This is a genomic window from Xanthobacter variabilis, assembly GCF_043831965.2.
Classification (GTDB): domain Bacteria; phylum Pseudomonadota; class Alphaproteobacteria; order Rhizobiales; family Xanthobacteraceae; genus Xanthobacter.
The window spans coordinates 1,870,619-1,893,087 of the sequence record NZ_CM195533.1; the positions used below are offsets into that span (position 1 = coordinate 1,870,619).

Genomic DNA, 22,469 nt, shown 5'->3' on the forward strand with positions numbered 1-22,469 from the left:
TGCGTGAAAAGGGTGGCCGGCGGCGCGAAAGCCGCCGGCCCATCCTGGCGAGGTGCGGGCCTCAGACCAGGATGCCAAACTGCGACGCGTCGAACCGGCCGGTGCCGGCGATGGAGAAGGTGAGATCGTCATTGGCGCCGATCACACCGTTGCCGTCCGTATGGCCCAGCACATAGCCATCGGCCGTGTGCGAGAGGATCTCGGCGCCGCTCACGCTTGTGATCTCGAACGGCGTGTCGATCTCCACGCTCCAGCCGGCGGTGGCCTCGCCCCCATTGTGCAGGGTCACGTCGGCCGTGAAGGCCGTGTCGCTGGTCGACAGGTGGGACAGGGCCGCCGTCAGCAGCACGTCGTTCGCCAGTTCGGCGGAGGTGGCCGCTAGGCTCGCCTCGCTGGCGATGGCGGCGCCGTTGACGGTGAGGCCGCTGGCGACCGCTTCCGCTCCGCCGGGCGAGGCCTGGAAGCCGAAGGTCACGGGGCTTCCCGCATCCACGTCGCTGTTCCAGGCGGCGTTGCGGATCACATAATGGTCGCCCACATGGCTGACGATCTCCGCGTTCCAGATGTTGGAAATGTCGAAATCGGCGTCGAAGGCCACGGTCCAGCCGTTGAGATCCGCTTCCGGGGTCAGCGTCATGCTGCCCACGAAGCCCGCGCCCCAATCGTCATTCACGGTGAAGGCGAGCTGGTCGCCCGTGCTTGCGGCCGCGTCGTCATTGACGATGGTACCGGTGGCGCTGCCATCGGCGATGGTGGCCCCGGTGGCGCCGGTGAGCACCACGGTGAAGCGCTCATTGGCTTCCACGGTGGAATCGCCGATCACCGGCACATGGATGGTGGCCTGCGTCTCGCCGGCGGCGATGGTGAAGGTGCCGTCCATGCCGGTATAGTCCACGCCCTCGGTCGCGGTGCCGCCGGCCGTGTGATAGCTCACGGTGATGGCCTCGTCGGAGGCGGACGAGAGGTTCACGGTGAAAGCGAGGGTGCCCGCCGCGCCGGCCTCGCCCTCCGCCACCTGGGCATCGGCGATGGAGAGGCTGGGCACGGTGGGACCGGCGCCGTCATCGTCGGCGATGGTCGCGACGCCTTCGGCCACGCCGATCACCGCACCGTCCGCATCGGTGAGCACCAGGGAGAAATGCTCGTTGCCTTCCACCGCCGTGTCGGCGGTCACGGGGATGCGCACCACCTTGGTGGTCTCTCCCGCCGCGAAGGTCACGGTGCCGCTCGACGCGGTGAAGTCACTGGAATCCGCCGTTCCGGCAACGGTGTGATAATCCACCGTGACGGTCTCGCTCGCCGCCTGTGAGAGGGAGATCACGAACAGCGCGGCGTTGGCATCCCCGCTTCCCACGTCGCCGGAGCCCGAGCCGTCGCCGAGGTCGAACTCGATGGGTTCGAGATAAGCGAGCTTTTCCGTGTGCACGGTGCGCCAGTCGTCGGCCAGGATGCCGCCGGTGTCGCCCGAATTGGGGTTCCACGACCAATAGGTCCAGCTGATGCCCTCGGCGCCGGCCGGCAGGTCGATGGTGCCGTCATTGTTGAAGTCGCCGGACAGATAGGAGGTCAGGGCCTCCAGCCAGGGCGCGTCCTTGGGGTCCTCCAGCTTGGTGCCGAACTCGCCGATATAGACCGGTGCGATGTTTTCTTCGTAGATATAGCCCCACATCTCCCGGAACTTCTCCGGCAGATCCGCCGCGAAGTCGGACGACTGGAACCAGGGCTGGGCATAGACGGAATTGCCATAGTCATGGGCCGAATAGACAAGCTTGTTGTCCACTTCGAGCGCGATGGGCCGGTCGCGCACGCCCATGAGATTGCCGCCCCACCAATAGCTTTCGCCTTCATAGGTGCCCACGCCCTCCACGAAGATGAGCCAGTTGGAATTCACCTCGCCAATAGCATTGCCGGCGCGCTCGGCCGCGGCCGCCCAGTCGTTCGCGCCGCCGCCACCCCAGGTTCCGTTGTAGGGCTCGTTGTGCAGATCGGCGCCGATGACGGCGGAATTGTCCGCATAGCGCTCGGCCAGCATCTGCCAGTCGGAGATCCATTGGGCCTCGGAATGCGCGCTGTCGTACCAAAGACCGTTTTCGGACGTGCCGGCGCCCGAGGACGAGCGATGGTGGTCCAAAATGATCTTCATGCCGATCTCGTCGGCATACTCCACGATCTTGTCCATGATCTCCAGGGGCGAGAGGCCCTGAAGATCGGGATTCTGCGAGTAATCGATGCCCGACGCCGTGGTGGCATGCAGCATGTCGGAGGAGAAGGGCAGGCGGATGGTGTTGAAGCCCAGCTCCTTCATCTGGTCCATCATGTCGGTATAGCTGCGGGTCCACAGGCCGTTCGGGGAATTGTTGGAGCCCTCGAAGCCGAACCAGTTGACGCCCGCGATCTTCACCGCATTGCCATCGGCATCCACGATCTGGTTGCCGGAGGTGGAGAACCAGCCATCGGCCGCATCGCCCGATCCGGTGCCGGGATTGCCCTCCACCACCGTGGTGCCGGACACCGAGACCGTGGGCAGCACGGCCGGCGGGGCGGCATCGTCATTGAGGATGGTGCCGGTGGCTGTGGCATCGGCCAGGGTGGCGCCCGTGGGCGCGGAGAGGGTGACGCTCAGCGTCTCATGGCCTTCCACCACGCTGTCGCCATTCACCGCCACGCGGATGCTCTTCGTGGTCTCGCCCGCCGCGAAAGTGAGGCTGCCGGACTGCGCGATGTAATCGCTGCCGGCGGTGGCGCTGCCGTCGGCGGTGGCGAAATGCACGCTGATATCGGACGTGGAGGCTGCCGAAAGGCTCACGGTGAAGGTGAGGTAGGAGGCGCCGTCGTCGCCCTCGGCCACCTGGGCGTCGGCGATGGCGAGGGACGGCAGCTGCGGCGTCGGATCGCCGCCGCCATCCACGGCGGTGCCATTGATCACGAAGTCGCTCACCGTGGCGCTGCCGCCGCCGGGAGAAGCCTGGAAGCCGAAGCTCACCGCGCCATTGGCCGCCACGGTGCCGTTCCAGGCGGCGTTGCGGATCACGTAATGGTCGCCCACATGGCTGACGATCTCCGCATTCCAGATGTTGGAGATCTCGAATGGGGCGTCGAACGCCACGGTCCAGCCATCGAGGGCGGCCTGGGCGGTCAGCGTCATGTCGCCCACAAAGCCGGCGGTCCAGTTGTCGCGGACGCTGAAGCTGATGGTGTCGGTGCTGTTGGTGTCGTCGTTCATGATGGTTCCGGTAGTGGTGGCGAGGCTGGCGCCGCTCGCGTCGGAGAGCGTCGGCGTAAGGCGCTCGTCGGCTTGTGCCGTCGTGGCGCCGATGGCGGGGATGGGGACCTCCGCCCGGATTTCGCCCGGCGCGAAGGTGAGGGGCCGGATTGGGCGGCCTAGTCGCTGCCGGCGGTGGCGTGCGCGGCGTCGCCGGATGGCGGCGCGCCGGTGCCGGCCGCGGTGGGCCAGCGCCCGGTGGCGATGGTGCGGTGCGCGATGACCTGCGTCTCCGGCAGCGCAGTGAGGCCGAGCTGGGACCAGACCTGGTCTCCCCGCGCCTGGGAGCCGGTGAAGAGGAAGGTGCCGGCGGACAGCTCCGCCATCTTCATGTGGCGCGGGACAAGGGGCTGGCCGGTGGCCGGGTCCCCGATGACGGAACCCCCGGTTCTGTCCATCGTGAACAACTGCTCGCGGCTGCCGTAAGTGCGGCAGTCCCCCAAGTCGGTGGCGGGATCGAAGGTGACGCGGTCCAGCTGCCCCGCCTTACGGGAGCGGGCATAGGCCGTGTGCGGGGCCGCCTCCTGGCCCTGTTCCCACGCCAGGGTGCCGCTGAGGCCCATGCGCAGATGGTGGTTTTTCACCGGCACGGAGCTGTCCACGGTGAGCCGGCCGAGCGACACGCCCTCGATCGGCACCGCCCGTCCGCTCCCGGGATCGGTGAAGGCGAGACCCTCGGCCCGGTCCTCGACGATCAGGTTGTGATCGGAACAGGAGCTAGGATCCGGCTTGTCCGCCGTGGGGTCGAGCGCGGTGATGGTGCTGAGCGGGCCATTGGTGGGCAGTGTCACGGAACCGATGCGACACGGCTGGCCCGCCGCGCTCGCGCCCGGCAGACCTTCAGGACCGCGCGCAGAAGTGTTCGCCATGTCCATCGCTGTGGTGCTCCGTTTCCTGTCTCGAAGCGAGCAGATGGCATGTCTTCCCCAGATGATCATCGCGCCGGGCCGCGCTAGTCGATGAGCGCGGCAGAAAAGTCGATGATCGCGGCAGGTGGCCCCATGGGCGGGCCCCGCGCACCAAAGGCGGCGATGGCGCCAGCGCGGCCTTTTTGTGGCGGGATTCGAGCAATTGACGCTGGTGGCGCTGGTGAATACTGATCGATGGGGGAGGTCGTCCGCATGCCGGGCGGCCCGGAGGGGCTGTGGTGGACGCTGGCGAAGTAACGGCAGGGGCGGCCATCGCGCCGACGCGGGAGCCGCGAGCCTCATTCTGGACCGCGCAACTGGTCGGCTGGGGCCTGTTCGCCGTGGTGGACCTGGTGAACCGCCAGCTGCTCTATGGTGCGCTGCCGGAAGCGGTGGTTCTCACCCTCATTGCCTATGCGGCGTGGGTGCTCCTGTCCGCGGGCCTGCGCTGGCTCTACGGGCGGTTGTGCGCCGAGGGCCAGCTGAACCTGCGCACGGTGGGCCTTGTGACGCTGTTCTCGCCGCTCGCGGCGGGGCTTGGGCTCGCGGGTATCGGCGTGGTGCGGAGCATCTTGGGGTGGCGCGTTCCCGATTGGGATCCCCTGGAGCAGGTGATCCTGCCCCTCGCGCACTATAGCCTGGCCTTCCTGGCCTGGAGCATCTGCTATCTCTGGGTGCGGGCGGAGCAGGCCAGGCAGCGCGCGCGTGAGCGGGCGGTGGCGGCGCGGATGGACGCGCTGAAGGCCGAGATCCGCTCCCTTCAGCTTCAGCTCGATCCGCACTTCCTGTTCAACGCCCTCAATGGACTGGCGGAGGAGGTGCCGGAACATCCCGATGCCGCCTTGGCCATGATCCGCGACCTCACCCAATATCTGCGCCACCTGCTGGCGGGCATTCGCCACCCGGTGGTGTCGGTCGCGGCGGAGGTGGAGGGCCTCTCGGCCTATCTGCGCATCCAGAAGGCGCGCTTCGGCGAGCGGGTACAGGCGGTGGTGGAGACGGATCCAGCGGTCGCCTCCTGGCCGATCGCCAACCTGCTGCTGCAGCCTTTGGTGGAGAACGCCTTCGAGCACGGCGACCGCTCGCGGCGGCTGGACGTGCGCGTGGCGGTGGCGGCGGAGGGGCAGGCGCTGCGGGTGGAGGTGTCGAACACCGGCCGCCTCGCTGCCGCCGGGGGTGCCGCGCGCCATCATGGCATCGGCCTTGCGAATGTGCGGCGGCGGCTTGACGTCCATTATCCCGGCCGCCACACTTTTGCGCTGCAGCAGACCCCCGGTGATGATGGCGCGCCCGGCGGAGGGCGCGTTGTCGCCGTGCTGCGACTGGAGGGGGAGCCGTGCTCCGCGTTCTGATTGCCGATGACGAGCCGCTGGCGCGGCGCGCCATGCGCCGCCTGGTGGCCGGGCGGGACGATGTGGAAATCGTCGGCGAGGCGGAGAGCGTGGCGCAGACGCTGGAGCTGATCGCCGCCACCCGGCCGCACCTCGTCTTCCTGGACATTCGCCTGAATGGCGGGGATGGCTTCGACCTGCTGGCGGCAGTGGACGAGCCGCCGAAGGTGATCTTCGTGACCGCCCATGCCGAATATGCGGTGGAGGCGTTCGCCGTGGATGCGGTGGACTATCTGCTGAAGCCGGTCGCGCCCGAGCGCTTCCATGCTGCCCTCGACCGCGTGCAACGCCAGCTCTCCGGCGAGCGCAGGGAGACCGGCGAGTTGATCGAGCTGCGATCCGCCAACCGCGTGGTGTTCTCGGCGGTGGCGGACATCGTGGCGGTGCGCGCGGAGGGGGATTTCAGCCATGTCCTCCTGTCCGCGCGGCCGGCGGTCATGATGCTGCGCAGCCTCGGCCAGTTCGAGACGCTGCTGCCGTCGCCCCCCTTCTTCCGGCTGGGGCGTTCGCTCATAGTCAATCGGGACCGCGTGCGCAGCGTCGATGCCCGCAGCCGCGACGCGGTGCGCGTGACCCTGCTGGGATTGGTGGAACCCCTTATTATCGGCCGGGCCGCCGCGGCACGCCTGCGCGAGGCCATGGACGGGGCGACCGGCGCGGGTCCGGAGGGCTGAGGCCGCGCTGTCGGGGCAGGGGACGCCCCCCGTTTGGATCCCTCTCATCACCCGCGCCAAGGGTGCCTGAATGCAGCGGTTCCGCCTCGCAGGCGCGCTTGAGCCGTTGCGGGACACTATTCCGGTCGCACTGCATTCGCGCGGGGCCCATGCCGGAGCACGCCCGCTTGGGCCGGGATGCGGCGCTCAGGCTGCTTCAGCGTTTCATGGAGACGTCGAAGCCACCTATCCTTCTGTTTTCGTGCGTATCCTTTATGCGAACCGGTTCCCGCGGCGCGCGGAAGGGCTCTAGGCGCCGGCGTCCTTCAGCCGGCGCGCGGCGGCCCGGCCGAGGGAGAGGCAATGGGCCTGCGGCCCGAGCACCAGCCGCGCGCGGCCGCCTTCCATGTTCTCCACCCGCTGCACCTGCCCCATATTGACGATGAGCGAGCGGCTGAGGCGGCGAAAGGGCGGGTCGGGCAGCTCGGCCTCGAACTGGCCGAGCAGGCGGCAGACCAGCAATTCCTTCTCGTCGCTCACGAGGATGCGGGTGAAATCTCCTTCCGCCGTGAGGGAGAGAATGCGGCTCTGCGCCACCATCACGTGCCGGCCTGGCATCTGGATGCGCAGCTTGCGCTCCTGGTCGGCCCGATGCGCGCGCCGCTCGCGCAGGCGCTGGAGGGTGAGGGCGAGGCGTTCCGGCTCCACCGGCTTCAGCAGATAGTCCGCCGCCTCCACCGCGAAGGCTTCCACCGCATAGCTGCTATAGGCGGTGACGAACACGATATCCGGTCTCACCTCGCCCTGGGTGAGAACCTCGAAGCCCTTACCGTCCCCCAGCTCCACATCGAGGAACAGGATGTCCGGGCGCACGCTGGCAAGGCTGTCGCGCGCTTCCGCGAGGCTGCCGGCCTCGCGCGCCACCATCAGGTCCGGATGGGCCGAAAGGAGCCGCTTGAGGCTGCGGCGGGCCGGCGGCTCGTCGTCCACCACCATCACGCGAAGCATATGGGTCCCTTGAGGCTCATGCGGGCCACCACCAGCGGCCCTTCCTGGCCAATGGCGAAGTGGTGCCCGCCCGGATAATGCAGCTCCAGCCGGCGGCGGATGTTGACGAGGCCGAGCCCCGAGCCGGGGCCGCTGCGCGGCGCATAGGTGCCCGGATTGGTGATGACCACCGACAGAACATCCTCATGCCGCCGCACGGCGACATCGATCCGCAGGGGCGCGCCGGTGGTGGGCCGAAGCCCATGCTTCACCGCGTTTTCCAGCAGCCCCTGGAGGATGAGGTGCGGCACCGGGAAGTCTCCGGCCTGCGGGTCGAGATCGACGGTGCAGGTCAGGCAATCGTCGAAGCGCAGCTCCTGGATGCGCAGATAGGAGCGCGCCGCCTCGATCTCGTCGGCGAGGGGGCAGACGGAGCGCTCCTTGTGGTCGAGGCAATAGCGCATGTAGCCGGCGATCCGCCGCACCATTTCCAGCGCGATTTCGGGCCGCTCGGGGATTTCGGCGGTCAGCGTGTTCAGGGCGTTGAACAGGAAGTGCGGATCGAGCTGCACCTTGAGCTGCTGCAGCTCCGCCCGCGCGGCCGCCGATTGCGCCTCGCTGCGCCGAAGATGCTCGGTGCGCGCGGCCACATCTGCGGTCAACCAGAAATAGCCCAGCGCCCAGCCCAGGAAGATGCTGGTGTAATACAGCATCGGCACGATGCGGCCGCCGAAGGCCCGCTGGAACTCCCCTTGGGAGAAGGACAGGGCCCGCAGCCCTTCCGCCGCCGCCATCTCCACCGCCCCGCCCGCGATTGCGGCGACGATGACCAGCGGAATGAGCCGAAACGCGGGAAATTGCGGCCGCGGCCGGCGGCTGAGGAATTCGTGGGCGAGGCTGGTGAGCACGAAGCCGATGGAATCCAGCAGCAAGGTGAGGATCACGGCGTCCGCGAAGCTGCCGAAGAACAGCGTTCGCGTGGCGATGCCGAGCATGGAGATGAAGAGCCAGGCGGCGAGATTGGCCTTCCAGAAGGGCGTGGACAAGGCTCCCGTCCCCGGGATGGGCACGCCCGCCTGCTGTCTGTCTGGCCACCCGCCCGCGACCGTCATCGGCAATTCCGCCCCGCGCCCCGGGCGCGCCCTTATGCGCCCGGCCTGTGTGCCTGCTCCCCTGTGTTAGTGCATGGCCGGCGGGTCTGCCAAGGTGTCGCGCAAGGCGTCGCGACTGTCGGGCCCGCCGGTGGGCGGCTCACTCGCCATCGGGCAGGGCGAACACCGTGAGCTGGCCGCCCAGCGCGGTGTAGCTGTTGAGCGCCGCATAGGCCTCGTTGGCACCCGAGCCGTCATCCGGATCGGTCAGCCCGGCCGCAAGGCCGATGCCGGCCCAGCCACCCACACCGGACAGCACCGCGATATATTGCCGGCCCTTATACATATAAGTGGTGACGTTGCCGACGATGCCGGAAGGGGTCTTGAAGCGGTAGAGCTCCTTGCCCGTGCGCGCATCCACGGCCTTCAGATAGCCTTCCAGCGTGCCGTAGAAGACCACGTCGCCGGCGGTGGCGAGCGCACCCGACCAGACCGAGAACAGCTCCGGATTGGACCATGCGGGCGCCCCTTTCGCATCGTCCCAGGCAATGAAGGCGCCGGTGCGCCCATCGCCGCCGGGCGCGGGATACATGGAGAGGGTGGCGCCGACATAAGGCTGGCCGGCGGTGTAGTCCACGTGGAACGGCTCGTAATCCATGCACATGCGGCTGGTCGGCACGTAGAAGAGCCGGGTTTTCGGCGAATAGGCCGCTGGTTGCTGGTTCTTGGTGCCGAGGGCGGCGGGGCAGATGCCGGAATAGGTCTCGTCCTCGCCCCGCGCCTGGGTGGAATAGGCCTCGTTCACTTCCGGGCGGCCATAGGTGGGGCTCGCTTTGTCCAGGTCGATGCGCGAGGCCCAGTTCACCGTGGTGTCGTACTTCTCCGCTCGCAGCAGGGCGCCGGTCTCGCGGTTCAGGGTATAGGCGAAGCCGTTGCGGTCGAAATGGGTGAGGAGGGGCGTGGGCTTTCCATCCACCGGCTGGTCGGTGAGGATCATCTCGTTGACACCGTCATAGTCCCACTGGTCGTGGGGCGTCATCTGGTAGACCCATCGCGCCATGCCCGTATCCGCGTCGCGGGCGAAGATGGACTGGCTCCATTTGTTGTCGCCCGGCCGCTGGGTGGGGTTCCAGGTGGAAGGGTTGGCGGTGCCGTAATAGATGAGGTTCAGCTTCGGGTCGTAGGCGAACCAGCCCCAGGTGGCGCCGCCGCCGGTCTTCCACTGGTCGCCCTCCCAGGTCTTGAGGGAAGAATCCTTGCCGATGGGGCGGCCCAGCTCCGTGGTTTTTTCCGGGTCCACCAGCATGTCTTGGTCGGGCCCGGTGGAATAGGCGCGCCACAGGCGCTTGCCATCCTTCAGGCTGTAGGCGGTGAGGTGGCCGCGCGCGCCGAACTCCGCTCCGGCGATGCCGACAATCAGCTTGTCTTTCACCGGCATGACGGTGGCGGTGTTGGATTCGCCCATCTTCGGGTCGCCATTCACGGCCGACCACCTTTTCGCGCCGGTGCGGGCGTCGAGGGCGACGATGGTCGTGTCGGCCTGATGCAGGAACACCATGCCCTGGGCATAGGCGAGGCCGCGATAGACGAGGTCGCAGCACATGACGCCGGCCACCTCGCGGGACTGCCGCGGCTCGTATTTCCACAGGATGCGGCCGTCATGGTCCAGATCGAGGGCATAGACCACGTTGGGGAAGGGCGTGTGCACATACATGACGCCGTCGACGATAAGGGGCGCGCCCTCATGGCCGCGCAGCACGCCGGTGGAAAAGGTCCAGGCCACCTTCAGCCGGCCGACATTGCCGGCATCGATCTGCGCCAGCGGCGAATAGCGCGTGTTGGCGTAATCAAGGGTTTGCAGCACCTGCTCCCGCCCTTCGGCGGTCCGCTCCAGCACGTCGTCATTGGCGTGGGCGCCGCCGGCGAGGGTCATGGCGATGGCAATGGCTGCCAGCGCCAGCCGGCGCTGAGAACGCAGTCTCCGGAAAATGGCCTCATCCTCCCGATTGCCGCGTCTTGAGCGCGCGGCTTTCAGTGTCATGCCACCGGCCCCGGCTTTCGCCCGGCGACGGGTGGGTTCGCTTGAGCGTCGCCAGGGCTGTCGGCCCATGAGGCTGTCCCACGGGGTTTGCTGGCCCTTGCGGCGCGGTGTCGAGGCCCGACTGTGGCGCCCGGCGGGCGGGCGCGCAATATCACGTAACGGAGCCTGGGCGGTTCCGCGCCCGGATCAGGCCACCACGGTGGCGACGGTGGCGTTGAGGACCCGCACCGCATCGCGGGGGTCTAGGCGCACCTGGAGCCCGCGTTGCCCGCCATTGATGAAGACATGGGGGTGGGCCAGGGCCTGTTCCTCCATCACCACCCGCGGCGGGCGCATCTGGCCGAAGGGGCTGATGCCACCCACCTTGTAGCCGGCGATCCGCTCGGCCTCGGCCGGCTTCATCATCTGCGCCGACTTGCCGCCGAAGGCCGCCGCCAGCTTCTTCATGGAGACTTCGCGGTCGGAAGGCACGATCACGCAGGCGGGGCGGCCATCCACCAGGGCCATCAGGGTTTTCAAAACCCGCTCGGGCGCCTCGCCGATGGCCTCGGCCGCCTGTAGCCCGATGCGCTCGGCATCGGGATCGTAATCATAGGTGTGCAGGGTGAAGGCGACTTTCGCCTGTTCCAGCATCTTGGTTGCGCGGGTCGCCTTGGACATGGCCTTGTCGAGAGCGTTGCCGAGCGAAGCGGGAACCGGCTCGCGTGAAGGAAACGCGTAAAAGCAAGAGGACGGACTGTTTCGGCGTGTCCGTGAGACACCGGAACAGTCTATTGCCCGCAGGCGCGCCCGCGCAAGCGGTTCAGCGCCAGCCGAGGGCCGGCGCCACGTGCTTCAGGATCATCTCGATGACATGGGCGTTGTAGTCGACGCCGAGCTGGTTGGGCACCGTCAGCAGAAGGGTATCCGCCTCGGCGATGGCCTCATCCTCCGCCAGTTGTTTCACCAGCACGTCGGGCGCGGCGGCATAGCCACGGCCGAAGACGGCGCGGGTCCGCTCGTCGATGAAGCCCACCTGATCGTGCTCCTGGCCACCGCCGCCGAAATAGGCGCGGTCGCGGTCGTCCACCAGAGCAAAGATGCTGCGGCTGACGGAGACGCGGGGCTCGCGGCTGTGGCCCGCCTCCTTCCAGGCGGCGCGATAGGCGCGGATCTGGCTGGCCTGCTGCACATGGAAGGGCAGGCCGCCTTCGTCGTCCTTGAGGGTGGAACTCTGCAGGTTCATCCCGATGCGGGCGGCCCATTCGGCCGTGGCGTTGGAGCCGGCGCCCCACCAGATGCGTTCCAGCAGCCCTTCCGAATGGGGTTCCAGGCCCAGCAGGCCCGGCGGGTTGGGGAACATGGGGCGCGGGTTGGGCTCGGCGAAGCCCTTGCCGCGCAGCATTTCGAGGAACACCTGGGTGTGGCGCCGGGCCATGTCGGAGGCGTTCTCGCCCTCCGCCGGCGCGTAGCCGAAATAGCGCCAGCCGTCGATCACCTGCTCCGGCGAGCCGCGGCTGATGCCGAGTTGAAGTCGTCCGCCGGCGATGAGGTCGGCCGCGCCCGCGTCCTCGGCCATGTAGAGCGGGTTTTCATAGCGCATGTCGATGACGGCGGTGCCGATCTCGATGCGCCGGGTGCGCGCGCCCACCGCCGCCAGGAGCGGGAACGGGGAGGCCAGCTGCCGGGCGAAGTGGTGGACGCGGAAATAGGCGCCGTCCGCCCCCAGCTCCTCCGCCGCCACCGCCAGCTCGATGGATTGCAGCAGCGCATCCGAGGCCGAGCGCGTCTGCGAGTGGGGGGAGGGCGTCCAGTGCCCGAATGAGAGGAAGCCGATCTTCTTCACGATGCGTCCGCGCGAAGGGGGAGGGGCGCGCAGGCTACGCCGGCCCGCGGGAAAATGCACCCGCGGGCGGCAAGCGATGCCGATATCGTGTTGCCCTGGCCCGTCTTGCCAGAGTGCCCTTCTTGCCAGGGTGCCCTTCTTGCCGGCGCAGGCCTTCTCAGGCGGCGGCGAGATCCTTCACGAAGGCGTCGACCACATTGCGCAGGTCGCTGGCCTGAGTGGACAGGCCGTTGGACAGGCCCAGCAGTTCGGCGGAGGAGGAACCGGTGGTTTCCGCCGCCTGGCCGACGCTGGTGATGTTCTGCGCCACCTCGCTGGTGCCGGCGGCTGCCTGCTGGCAGTTCTGGGCGATCTCCGAGGTTGCCACGCCCTGCTGCTCCACCGCGCCCGCGATGGCGGTGGCGGTCTCCTTGATGGTGGTGATGACGCGCATGATCTCGGCCATGGACGTCACCGTGCTGTCGGTCGCTTCGCGGATCTCGCGGATCTTGGAGGCGATCTCGTCGGTGGCCTTGGCGGTCTGGTCGGCCAGTTGCTTCACCTCGGTGGCCACCACCGCGAAGCCCTTGCCGGCATCCCCGGCGCGCGCGGCCTCGATGGTGGCGTTCAGGGCCAGCAGGTTGGTCTGGGCGGCGATTTCCCGGATGAGGTCCAGCACCTCGCCAATGTCGACGGCGGCCTTGGCCAGATTGCCGATATGGGCGTTGGAGGTCTCCGCCTCGGTGAACGCCATGTCGGCGACGCTGGCGGAGTGGGCCACCTGCCCGTTGATCTCGCGCACCGAGGCCGCCATCTCTTCCGAGGCGGAAGCCACCGTCTGCACATTGGTGGACGCCTCCTCGGAGGCCGCCGCCACGGCCTGGGCCTGGCGCGAGGTTTCCTCGGCAGTGGCGGACAGGTTCCGCGCCGCCGTCGCCACGTCGCCGGAGGAGTGCACGAAGCCGGCCACCAGTTGCTGCATGTGGGTGACGAATTCCTCGGCCAGCTTGCTGCGGCGAAGGATCTGCGCCTTGGACTTCTCCTCCGCCTCGGCCTGGGCGGCGCGCATGCGGGCCGCCTCCTGCAACTGACCGCGCAGGCCGACGAGGGACTTGGCGATGGCGCCGACCTCGTCGTGGCGATCGGCGTGGGGCACCTCCACGTCCAGGTTCCCGTGGCCCAGCGCGGACATGACATTCATGGAATCGGTGACGGGCGCGACGATGAAGCGCCGGGTGATGAGCACCGCCAGCAGCACAACCAGCAGGGTGCCGAGGCCCATGCCCACCGTCACCATCCAGGCGGTGCGGTTGGCGAGGGCGGTGGCTGCCGCGTTCTCCGCTTCCATCGCGGCGGTGAGGCGCTTGTTGATGCCGGTGGTGGAATTGGCAAGGTCGTCGATCTTGGGCGAGCAGGTGGTGCGCATCACCTGGCCGACACGGGCGATGTCCTCGGCGGAGCGGGCGGCGGCGGCGGCGCGCATGACCTCGCCGCAGTCCCCGTCCATGGTCTGCTTCACGCGCTCGACCACCCGTTCCATGTCCGGTGCGAAGGCGGGAGCTTCCGCTTTGATGAGGTCGGTGCGGGTCTTGTAGTCCTTCAGCACCTGCTCGATGAGCCGGTTGGCGGCGGCGTCCTCCTCCGGCGTCTGGCCCACGAGCAGGCGGTAGATGCCGATTTCCACCTGTCGCAGCAGCCGGTTGGAGCGCGCGAGATTGGCGATGGCGGGTGCCGGTCCCTCAATGATGTTCGTGCCGACGGCGTTGATGGCCGTCATCTGGGACGATGCGTAGAGGATCGCGCCGAACGACAGCACGGCCAGCAGCAAGAGAAGGCTGACGACCTTGCCCGTCAGCGACAAGTTCTTGAAAGACATTCCATCCCCCCAGGCCCGCCGAAGCCGGCCGTGAACCGCCCCATGATGGTGTCACGGCCCCTCGCCGCAACACCATGCAGCGCCCCTTGGCGGCGGGAAACCGAATCCACCCCGGCAACACCCGTCGTCCACAAGCTGCGCGGGCGCGGAGCCTAACGGAACGGCGGGGTCGCAGGAAGTCCGTGAAATACCCCATCGCCGGCCGGCGCGCGCATGTCGGGGCGCCTCTCCATGTCCGGGCGGCGCTCCGGGCGGCCGCTTTACGCCCGCGTTACGCATCCGGCGCGTTTCCACCTATCGCCTTTATGCGGGCGGGGGGTAGCTCCAGCAGCATCGGCAATGGAGCCATCATCATGGAAGCATTCATTTATTTCACCGGCGGGCTGGCCCTCTTCGCGCTCTGCTCCGCCGCTGTCCTGGCTGCGGACCGGTTGTAAGGCGGCGCCGATGCCTTTTGATCTCGTGCTCGGCCTGGGCGCCGCCGCCGCGCTGTTCGTCTACCTGCTCGTGGCGCTGCTGCGCCCGGAACTGTTCTGATGGGGATGGGCATGACCAGCGATCTCATCCAATTCGCCCTTTACCTGGCGGTGCTGACGGCCATCGCCCTTCCGCTCGGCGCCTACATGGCGGCAGTGTTTACGGACAAGGTCCGATTCCTGGCGCCGGTGGAGCGGGCGCTGCTCGGCGCGGCGGGCGCCGGAACCGTGGAGAGCCAGCGCTGGACCGGTTATGCGCTCGCGCTTCTGGCCTTCAATGGAGCCGGCTTCGCGCTCCTGTTCACCATCCTGATGCTGCAGGGCTACCTGCCCCTCAATCCGCAGGGCTTCGAGGGGCTCGCCGCGCCGCTCGCCTTCAACACGGCCATATCGTTCGTGACCAACACCAACTGGCAAGCCTATGGGGGCGAAACCACGCTCTCCAATTTCAGCCAGATGGCGGGCCTCACCACCCAGAACTTCCTGTCCGCGGCCACCGGCATGGCGGTGGCGGCGGCGGTGGCGCGCGGGTTCGCGGCGCGCCAGGCGCGGACGATCGGCAACTTCTGGGCCGATCTGGTGCGCGCGACCCTCTATGTGCTGATGCCGGGGGCCGTTCTGCTCGCCCTCGTCTTCGTGGCGTTCGGCATGCCGCAGACCCTCGCCGCTGCGTTCGATGCCACCACGCTGGAAGGGGCACGGCAGACCATCGCCCTTGGTCCGGTGGCGAGCCAGGTGGCCATCAAGCAGCTCGGCACCAATGGCGGCGGCTTCTTCAATGTGAATTCCGCCCACCCGCTGGAGAACCCGGACGCCATCACCAACTTCCTCTCCACCCTGGCCATCCTGGCGCTGCCGGCGGCGTTCTGCTTCACCTATGGCCGCATGGTGGGCGATCGCAGGCAGGGGCGCGCGCTGTTTGCCGCCATGGCGCTACTGTTCGTGGCCGGCTTCGCCGCCATCTACGCCGCCGAGGCGGCCGGCAATCCGCAACAGGCAGGGCTCGTCATCGCCGGCGCGGGCAACATGGAGGGCAAGGAGGTGCGCTTCGGCGTGCTCGGCTCGTCCCTGTGGGCGGCGGCCACCACCGCCGCGTCCAATGGCTCGGTGAACGCGATGCATGACAGCTTCACCCCGCTGGGCGGGCTGGTGGCCATGCTCAACATGCAGCTGGGCGAGGTGGTGTTCGGCGGGGCGGGCGTGGGGCTCACGGGCATGTTGCTGTTCGTCATCCTCACCGTGTTCCTGGCCGGCCTGATGGTGGGGCGCACGCCGGAATATCTGGGCAAGAAGATCGAGGCCCGCGAGATCAAGCTCGCGGCGCTGACGCTCCTCGTCATGCCTCTTGGCGTGCTGGTGCTGGCGGCGCTCTCCATCGCCGCGGGCACCGCAGCGGCCAGCGTGCAGGATGCCGGCCCCCACGGCCTTTCCGAGTTGCTCTATGCCTATTCCTCGGCCACCGGCAACAACGGCTCGGCATTCGCGGGCTTCTCCGCGAACACCGCCTGGCATGACACCTTCCTCGGCATCGCCATGATGCTGGGGCGGTTCGGATACATCATTCCCATCCTCGCCATCGCCGGCAGCCTCGCCGCCAAGAAGACGGCGGCGGCCACGGCAGGCACCTTCCCGACCCATGGCGCGCTGTTCGTGGCGCTTCTCCTCGCCACCATCCTCATCATCGGCGCGCTCACCTTCCTGCCAGTCCTCGCTCTCGGCCCCATCGCCGAGCAGGTGTCGCTGCTGGCGGGCAGAACCTTTTGAGGCCCCACATGAGCAAGCATTCTCCCGCCGAGTTCGGGCTGTTCGCGCCGCGCATCATCCTGCCGGCCATGGGCCACGCCTTTCGCAAGCTGGATCCGCGCGCGCTGGCGCGCAATCCGGTCATCTTCTCCACCGCGCTTGTCAGCCTCGTCGCGACCATCCTGGTGGCGCGTGAGGGGCTGCGCGGCGGGCCGGCCTTCGCCATTGGCCTCCAGATCACGGTTTGGTTGTGGTTCACGGTGCTGTTCGCCAACTTCGCCGAGGCGGTCGCGGAGGGGAGGGGCAAGGCCCGGGCCGACGCCTTCCGCGCCACCAGGTCCGCGGCGCGGGCCAAGGTGCTCGCCGATCCGGCGGACCGCTCCGCCATCACTGAAAAGGACATTGAGAGGGTGGAGGCGGGTGCCTTCATCCTGGTGGAGGCGGGCGACATCGTCCCCACCGATGGCGAGGTGGTGGAGGGTGTCGCCAGCGTGGACGAAAGCGCCATCACCGGCGAGAGCGCGCCGGTGATCCGCGAATCCGGCGGGGACCGCTGCTCGCTCACGGGCGGCACGCGGCTTGTGTCCGACTGGCTGGTGGTGCGCGTCACCGCCCGGCCCGGCGAGACGTTCCTCGATCGCATGATCGCCCTGGTGGAAGGGGCAAAGCGGCAGAAGACGCCCAACGAGATCGCCCTCGACATTTTGCTGGCGGGGCTCACCCTGGTGTTCCTGCTGGTGGTGGTGACGCTGCCGGTCTTCGCATCGTGGTCGGGCACGCAGATTCCGCTGGTCTATCTGGTGGCGCTGTTCGTCACCCTCATCCCCACCACCATTGGCGGGCTCATCTCGGCCATCGGCATTGCCGGCATGGACCGGCTGGTGAAGGCCAATGTCATCGCCAAGTCCGGCCGCGCCGTGGAAGCGGCGGGGGACATTGATGTGCTGCTGCTGGACAAGACCGGCACCATTACTTTCGGCAACCGCATGGCGGACGCCTTCGAGCCCGCCCCCGGCGTCAGCGAGCGGGAGTTGGCGGAGGCCGCGCTCCTCGCCTCGCTCGCCGATGAGACGCCCGAGGGCAAGTCCATCGTCGATCTCGCCGGCCGGCGCTTCAGCCTCGATGCCGGTGATGTGGAGGCGGCGGAGTTCGTGCCCTTCAGCGCCCACACCCGCATGTCGGGGGTGGACCTGAAGGGCGGCGCGGTGATCCGCAAGGGGGCCTCGGACGCCATGGCCGCCTTTACGGGCGCCGCCTTGCATCCGGCGGTGGACCAGATCGTGAAGCGCATCGGCTCTTCGGGCGGCACGCCGCTGGTGGTGGCCCGCGATACGCGGGTGCTGGGTGTCATCCACCTCAAGGACGTGGTGAAGCCGGGCATCCGCGCGCGCTTCGCCGAGCTGCGGCGCATGGGCATCCGCACGGTGATGATCACCGGCGACAACCCGCTGACCGCCGCCGCCATCGCGGCCGAGGCCGGCGTGGACGACTTCCTGGCGGAGGCGACGCCGGAAAAGAAGCTGGAGCTGATCCGCCGCGAGCAGGCGGAAGGCCGCCTCGTCGCCATGTGCGGCGACGGCTCCAATGACGCGCCCGCCCTCGCCCAGGCCGACGTGGGGGTGGCCATGAACTCCGGCACGCCTGCCGCCAAGGAGGCCGGCAACCTCATCGACCTCGACAGCGATCCCACCAAGCTCATCGAGATCGTGATGGTGGGCAAGCAGATGCTCATCTCGCGCGGGGCGCTCACCACCTTTTCGGTGGCGAACGACGTGGCGAAGTATTTCGCCATCCTGCCGGCGCTGTTCGTGGCCGCCTATCCGGGCCTTGCGGCGCTGGACGTGATGGGGCTCGGCTCGCCCCAGTCCGCCATCCTGTCCGCCATCATCTTCAACGCGCTCGTCATCGTCGCGCTCATCCCCATCGCGCTGAAGGGCGTGCGCTACCGGCCGGCGCCCGCCGCCACGCTGCTGGGGCGCAACCTGCTCGTCTATGGCATCGGCGGGCTTGCCGTGCCCTTCCTCGGCATCAAGGCGATCGACCTTCTCGTCGACCTGCTGCATCTCGCGTGAGCGGAGAACAGACATGAACACTTATGCTCGCCCCGCTTTGGTCCTGCTGCTGCTGTTCACGGCACTCACCGGCCTGGCCTATCCGCTCGCCGTCACGGGCCTCGCGCAGGCGGCGTTTCCGCGCGCCGCCAATGGCTCGGTGGTGGAAGCCGGCGGCCGGGTCGTGGGGTCGCGCCTCGTGGGCCAGTCGTTCACGTCCGAGCGCTATTTCCATGGCCGCCCCTCAGCCACCACCGCTCCCGATCCGCAGGACCCCGCGAAGAGCCTGGAGAGCCCGTACAATGCCGCGAGCTCCTCGGGCTCCAACCTCGGTCCCAGCTCGGCCGCGCTCGCGGAGGCGGTGAAGGCGCGGGTGGCGGCGCTGGGCGGGGGCCCCGTTCCCGCCGATCTGGTGACCGGCTCGGCCTCCGGGCTCGATCCCGACATCACGCCGGCGGCGGCCGCGTTCCAGGTGATGCGGGTCGCTCGGGCCCGGGGGATCGATGAAGCCCAGGTGCGCGCGCTCGTCCGCCGCAATACCATGGGGCGGGCTCTCGGCCTGCTGGGTGAGCCGCGGGTCAATGTCCTGGCGCTCAACCTTGCTCTCGACGTGCTGAAGCCATAGGGCGCTTCCGGGGGTGCCGGGAGCAGGTTCAGGTGAAAAACACGCGTATAAACAAAATGATAATCCACATCCGTGTCGCTGGGGCACACGGATGTGGTGCAGCACACGGGGCCACGGTTTCATGGTGAGCACAGCCGATGAGCGCCCGGCACCCGAGGCCTTTCTGGAGGAGGCCCGCACCGAGGCCCGCGGCCGGGGTGCGCCCGGGCGGCTGAAGATCTTCCTGGGGGCCGCGCCGGGCGTGGGCAAGACCTTCGCCATGATCGAGGAGGCCCGCGCGCGCCAGCAGGCGGGGGAAGACGTGGTCGCGGCCCTGGTGGAAACCCACGGCCGCGCCGACACGGCCGGCCTTCTCGGCACCCTGGAGCAATTGCCGCGGCGGCCGGTGGCGTATCGCGGGCAAAGCTTGAGCGAGCTTGATCTTGACGCCCTGCTCGCCCGCCACCCGCAGCTTGCCCTCATCGACGAGTTCGCCCACACCAACGCGCCGGGATCTCGCCATCTCAAACGCTGGCAGGATGTGCTGGAGGTGCTCGACGCGGGCATCGACGTGACGACGACCCTGAACATCCAGCATATCGAGAGCCTCAACGACATCGTCGCCCGCATCACCGGCGTGAAGGTGGCGGAGACGGTGCCCGATCATGTGCTCCAGCGGGCGGATGTGATCGAGCTCATCGACCTGCCGCCGGAGGAGCTCATCAAGCGGCTCAAGGCGGGCAAGGTCTATGTGCCGCAGCAGGTGGGGCGGGCTCTGGAGAACTTCTTCTCCAAGGGCAACCTGACGGCGCTGCGCGAGCTCGCATTGCGCACGGCGGCGAGCCGGGTGGATGCCGACATGCTGGCCTACATGCAGGCCAATGCGGTGAAGGGCCCCTGGCCGACCCAGGAGCGCCTGCTGGTCTGCGTCAACGAGGCGCCGGTGGCCAAGGCCCTGGTTCGGGCCGGAAAGCGCATGGCCGAGCGCGCGAGGATCCCCTGGATCGTCGCCACCGTGGTCACCCCGCGCCACGAGGCCATGCCGCCCGAGGCGCGCGCCGCCACCCGCGAAGCGCTGCACCTGGCCGAAACCCTGGGCGCGGAGACGGTGACGCTCCACGCGGAATCCGACGTGGTTGCCGAGCTGCTGCGCTACGCCCGGGGGCGCAACGTTTCCCGCGTCGTCATGGGGCGCGCGCGTTCGCGCGGCTTCTGGCGGCAAGGGCTGGCGGGCCTGTTCCGTGAGCGGGTGGCCGACCGCCTGCTGGATGCGGCCACCGATTTCGAGGTCACCCTGGTCACGGCCCATGGGCGACCGGGGCGGCGGCCCCTGGCCCACGCCCGCCATCTCAAGCCGGAATGGCGGGGCTATGTGGCGGCGGTGGCCGCTATCGCCATCGCCAGTCTCATCGCGTGGCCCATTGGCCTGTGGGATGCGCTGCCGGGCGGGGCGATCTCGGCGATCTATCTCACCGCCGTGCTGGTGGTGGGGGCCCGGCACGGGCTGGGCGCCTCGCTGGTGGCCACGGTCCTCGGCTCCATGGCCTACAATTTCTTTTATACCGAACCCTATTACACCCTTTCGGTGAGCAATCCGGAGGACGTGGTCTCCATTCTGGTGTTCCTGGTGGGGGCGGTGTTCACGGGTAGCCTCGCCGGCCGGCTGAAGGCGCAGGTGGAGACCATGCGCGCCACCCAGCGGCGCACGCAGACCCTCTACGATTTCGCCCGCAAGATCGCTTCCGCCGGCAATGCCGACGATGTGCTCTGGGCCGGCGCCTACCACATCGCCGCAACGCTTGACTGTCAGTCCCTCATCCTGATGCCCGATGCGGAGGGGACCCTGCAGCAGGTGCAGGGCCATCCCACCATCGAGGATCTCGACGCGGGCGCGGAGGCGGCGGCGCGCTGGGCGTTCGAGAAGAACCAGCCGGCGGGCTCGGGCACCGCCACCCTGCCCATGAGCGCGTGGCTGTTCGTGCCGCTGGCGGCGGGTGAGCGGCCCCTGGGTGCGATCGGCGTGCGGTTCCGCGACCGCGGACGCGGCCTGGATCCGGAAACCCGGCGCCTGCTGCTGGCGGTGGAAGACCAGGTGGCGGTGGCCATCGAGCGGGTCCGCCTCGCCGGGGAGCTGGCGGATGCGCGGGTTTCGGCCGAGAGCGAGCGGCTGCGCGGGGCGCTGCTCAATTCGGTGAGCCACGACCTGCGCACGCCGCTGGCCACCGTTATCGGCACCGTCTCCACCCTGGCGGAGAATGACGATGGCAGCATCGGCCCGGCCGACCGGCGGGAGCTCATCCTCACCGCCTTGGACGAGGCGCGGCGGCTCGACCGCTATGTGCAGAACCTTCTCGACATGACCCGCCTCGGCCACGGCGCCCTCAGCCCCAAGCGCGCGCCGGTGGAGCTCGGGGAGATCGTGGGGCGCGTGCGCACGGATCTGGCGCGGGTGCTCGCGGCCCACACGGTCGTGGTCAGCATCCCGCGTGATCTGCCGATGCTGGATGTGGATCCGGTGCTGATCGGCCAGGCGCTCACCAATGTGCTCGAAAACGCTGCGAAATATGCCGCGCCGGGCACCTCCATCCTGCTCTCTGCGCGAGCCGAGGGCCGCGATGCGGTCGTCACCGTGGCCGATGAGGGGCCCGGCATTCCAGAGGGCGAGCGGGAGAAGGTCTTCGATCTCTTCCACCGCGTTACCCAGGGCGATGCGCGGCCGGCGGGCACGGGGCTGGGCCTTGCCATCGTGCGGGGGCTTGTGGAAGCTCACGGCGGACAGGTGAAGGCGGAGGCGGGACCGGGCGGGCGCGGGGCGGCCATCACGCTCCGGCTGCCGCTCGCCCCGCAGTCCCCCTTGGATGACGGTACATGACCCAAGCGAGCCCAGCCACGAGCCCAGCCACCCGCATTCTGGTGATCGAGGACGACGCGCCCATCCGCCGCTTCCTGCGGATCGCGCTGGCGAGCGGTGGCCACGACATGCTGGAGGCTGAGCGTGGGCGCCAGGGGATCGAGCTTGCGGCCACCTCCGCGCCCGATTGCGTGGTGCTCGACCTCGGCTTGCCGGACATGGACGGCAAGGAGGTGATCGCGGCCATTCGCGGCTGGTCACGGGTGCCCATCCTGGTCCTGTCCGTGCGCGACGGCGAGGCCGAGAAGATCGCCGCCCTCGACGCCGGGGCCGATGACTACGTCACCAAGCCCTTTTCCACCGGTGAGCTTCTGGCGCGCCTGCGCGCGCTGCTGCGCAACCGCCTTGATCGGCCCAGCGAGCCGCCCGAGCAGGTGATAGGCCCCTTGAGCGTCAACTTCGCCAGCCGGACGGTGCGGCTGGAGGGGCGCGAGGTGAGGCTGACCCGCAAGGAGTTCGACGTGCTGGCGCTGCTGGCGCGCCATCCCGGGCGGCTCATCGCCCACCGCCAGTTCCTGTCCACGGTGTGGGGCCCCGCCCACGCGGACGACACCCACTATCTGCGCATCGCCGTCGGCCATATCCGTGACAAGCTGGGGGATGACGCCACCAATCCGCGCTTCATCATCACCGAGCCCGGCGTGGGTTATCGGCTGCAGGGGACATGAGCG

16 protein-coding genes are annotated in these 22,469 nt (G+C 68.7%); 8 read left to right on the top strand and 8 right to left on the bottom strand.

Translation table 11 applies throughout. From position 1 onward, the window contains the following. Positions 1 to 61: 61 nt before the first annotated feature. Positions 62 to 3,223: a cellulase family glycosylhydrolase gene (locus V5F26_RS08150; protein ID WP_394947546.1), complete on the bottom strand. Its 3,162-nt coding sequence runs from the start codon at positions 3,221 to 3,223 to the stop codon at positions 62 to 64. Between the two features lie 158 nt (positions 3,224 to 3,381). Further along, positions 3,382 to 4,131: a hypothetical protein gene (locus V5F26_RS08155; RefSeq protein ID WP_394947545.1), complete on the bottom strand. Its 750-nt coding sequence runs from the start codon at positions 4,129 to 4,131 to the stop codon at positions 3,382 to 3,384. 275 nt (positions 4,132 to 4,406) lie between these two features. On the opposite strand from V5F26_RS08155, the gene V5F26_RS08160 reads away from it, so the two are divergent. Beyond that, positions 4,407 to 5,522 carry a histidine kinase gene (locus V5F26_RS08160; protein ID WP_509210547.1) on the top strand — a complete coding sequence of 372 codons (1,116 nt, stop codon included), beginning with the start codon at positions 4,407 to 4,409 and terminating at the stop codon, positions 5,520 to 5,522. Then, positions 5,507 to 6,235 (top strand): LytR/AlgR family response regulator transcription factor, encoded by a 729-nt coding sequence (locus V5F26_RS08165; RefSeq protein WP_394947543.1) that lies wholly within the window; start codon positions 5,507 to 5,509, stop codon positions 6,233 to 6,235. Before V5F26_RS08160 ends, V5F26_RS08165 begins: the two co-directional genes overlap by 16 nt. A gap of 288 nt (positions 6,236 to 6,523) precedes the next feature. Here the strand turns inward: V5F26_RS08165 and V5F26_RS08170 are convergent, their stop codons facing one another. The 6 genes from V5F26_RS08170 to V5F26_RS08195 form a co-directional block, all read right to left on the bottom strand. Continuing rightward, positions 6,524 to 7,222: a LytR/AlgR family response regulator transcription factor gene (locus V5F26_RS08170; protein WP_234051443.1), complete on the bottom strand. Its 699-nt coding sequence runs from the start codon at positions 7,220 to 7,222 to the stop codon at positions 6,524 to 6,526. Then, a complete protein-coding gene (locus tag V5F26_RS08175) occupies positions 7,210 to 8,247 on the bottom strand; it encodes a sensor histidine kinase (RefSeq protein WP_394054883.1) in 1,038 nt (345 codons plus the stop codon). Before V5F26_RS08175 ends, V5F26_RS08170 begins: the two co-directional genes overlap by 13 nt. Positions 8,248 to 8,452: 205 nt before the next feature. Further along, positions 8,453 to 10,225 carry a methanol/ethanol family PQQ-dependent dehydrogenase gene (locus tag V5F26_RS08180; protein WP_394947596.1) on the bottom strand — a complete coding sequence of 591 codons (1,773 nt, stop codon included), beginning with the start codon at positions 10,223 to 10,225 and terminating at the stop codon, positions 8,453 to 8,455. 294 nt (positions 10,226 to 10,519) lie between these two features. After that, on the bottom strand, positions 10,520 to 10,993 hold the full coding sequence (gene ybaK, locus V5F26_RS08185) for a Cys-tRNA(Pro) deacylase (RefSeq protein WP_234051441.1): 474 nt from the start codon (positions 10,991 to 10,993) through the stop codon (positions 10,520 to 10,522). A 142-nt stretch (positions 10,994 to 11,135) separates the two neighbouring features. Next, positions 11,136 to 12,158 (bottom strand): LLM class flavin-dependent oxidoreductase, encoded by a 1,023-nt coding sequence (locus V5F26_RS08190; protein ID WP_394054881.1) that lies wholly within the window; start codon positions 12,156 to 12,158, stop codon positions 11,136 to 11,138. Positions 12,159 to 12,315: 157 nt separating this feature from the next. Continuing rightward, entirely contained in the window at positions 12,316 to 14,013 is a 1,698-nt protein-coding gene (locus tag V5F26_RS08195; RefSeq protein WP_394947542.1) for a methyl-accepting chemotaxis protein, read from the bottom strand. A gap of 447 nt (positions 14,014 to 14,460) precedes the next feature. On the opposite strand from V5F26_RS08195, the gene V5F26_RS08200 reads away from it, so the two are divergent. From V5F26_RS08200 to V5F26_RS08225, 6 genes are all read left to right on the top strand, one after another. Beyond that, positions 14,461 to 14,550: a potassium-transporting ATPase subunit F gene (locus V5F26_RS08200; protein ID WP_234051438.1), complete on the top strand. Its 90-nt coding sequence runs from the start codon at positions 14,461 to 14,463 to the stop codon at positions 14,548 to 14,550. 11 nt (positions 14,551 to 14,561) lie between these two features. Then, the gene (gene kdpA / locus V5F26_RS08205) at positions 14,562 to 16,253 is read left to right on the top strand and encodes a potassium-transporting ATPase subunit KdpA (protein WP_394054878.1); all 1,692 of its coding nucleotides are present in this window, start codon (positions 14,562 to 14,564) and stop codon (positions 16,251 to 16,253) included. An 8-nt stretch (positions 16,254 to 16,261) separates the two neighbouring features. Beyond that, the gene (gene kdpB / locus V5F26_RS08210; protein WP_394947541.1) at positions 16,262 to 18,304 is read left to right on the top strand and encodes a potassium-transporting ATPase subunit KdpB; all 2,043 of its coding nucleotides are present in this window, start codon (positions 16,262 to 16,264) and stop codon (positions 18,302 to 18,304) included. A gap of 13 nt (positions 18,305 to 18,317) precedes the next feature. Beyond that, positions 18,318 to 18,908 (top strand): potassium-transporting ATPase subunit KdpC, encoded by a 591-nt coding sequence (kdpC, locus tag V5F26_RS08215; protein WP_394947540.1) that lies wholly within the window; start codon positions 18,318 to 18,320, stop codon positions 18,906 to 18,908. 121 nt (positions 18,909 to 19,029) lie between these two features. Further along, complete coding sequence (locus V5F26_RS08220; RefSeq protein WP_394947539.1) at positions 19,030 to 21,759, top strand: DUF4118 domain-containing protein; 2,730 nt, start codon at positions 19,030 to 19,032, stop codon at positions 21,757 to 21,759. Next, positions 21,756 to 22,466, top strand: a complete 711-nt coding sequence (locus V5F26_RS08225; RefSeq protein WP_394054872.1) for a response regulator — start codon at positions 21,756 to 21,758, stop codon at positions 22,464 to 22,466. The genes V5F26_RS08220 and V5F26_RS08225 overlap by 4 nt, the downstream gene beginning before the upstream one ends. The last annotated feature ends 3 nt before the right edge of the window (positions 22,467 to 22,469 follow it).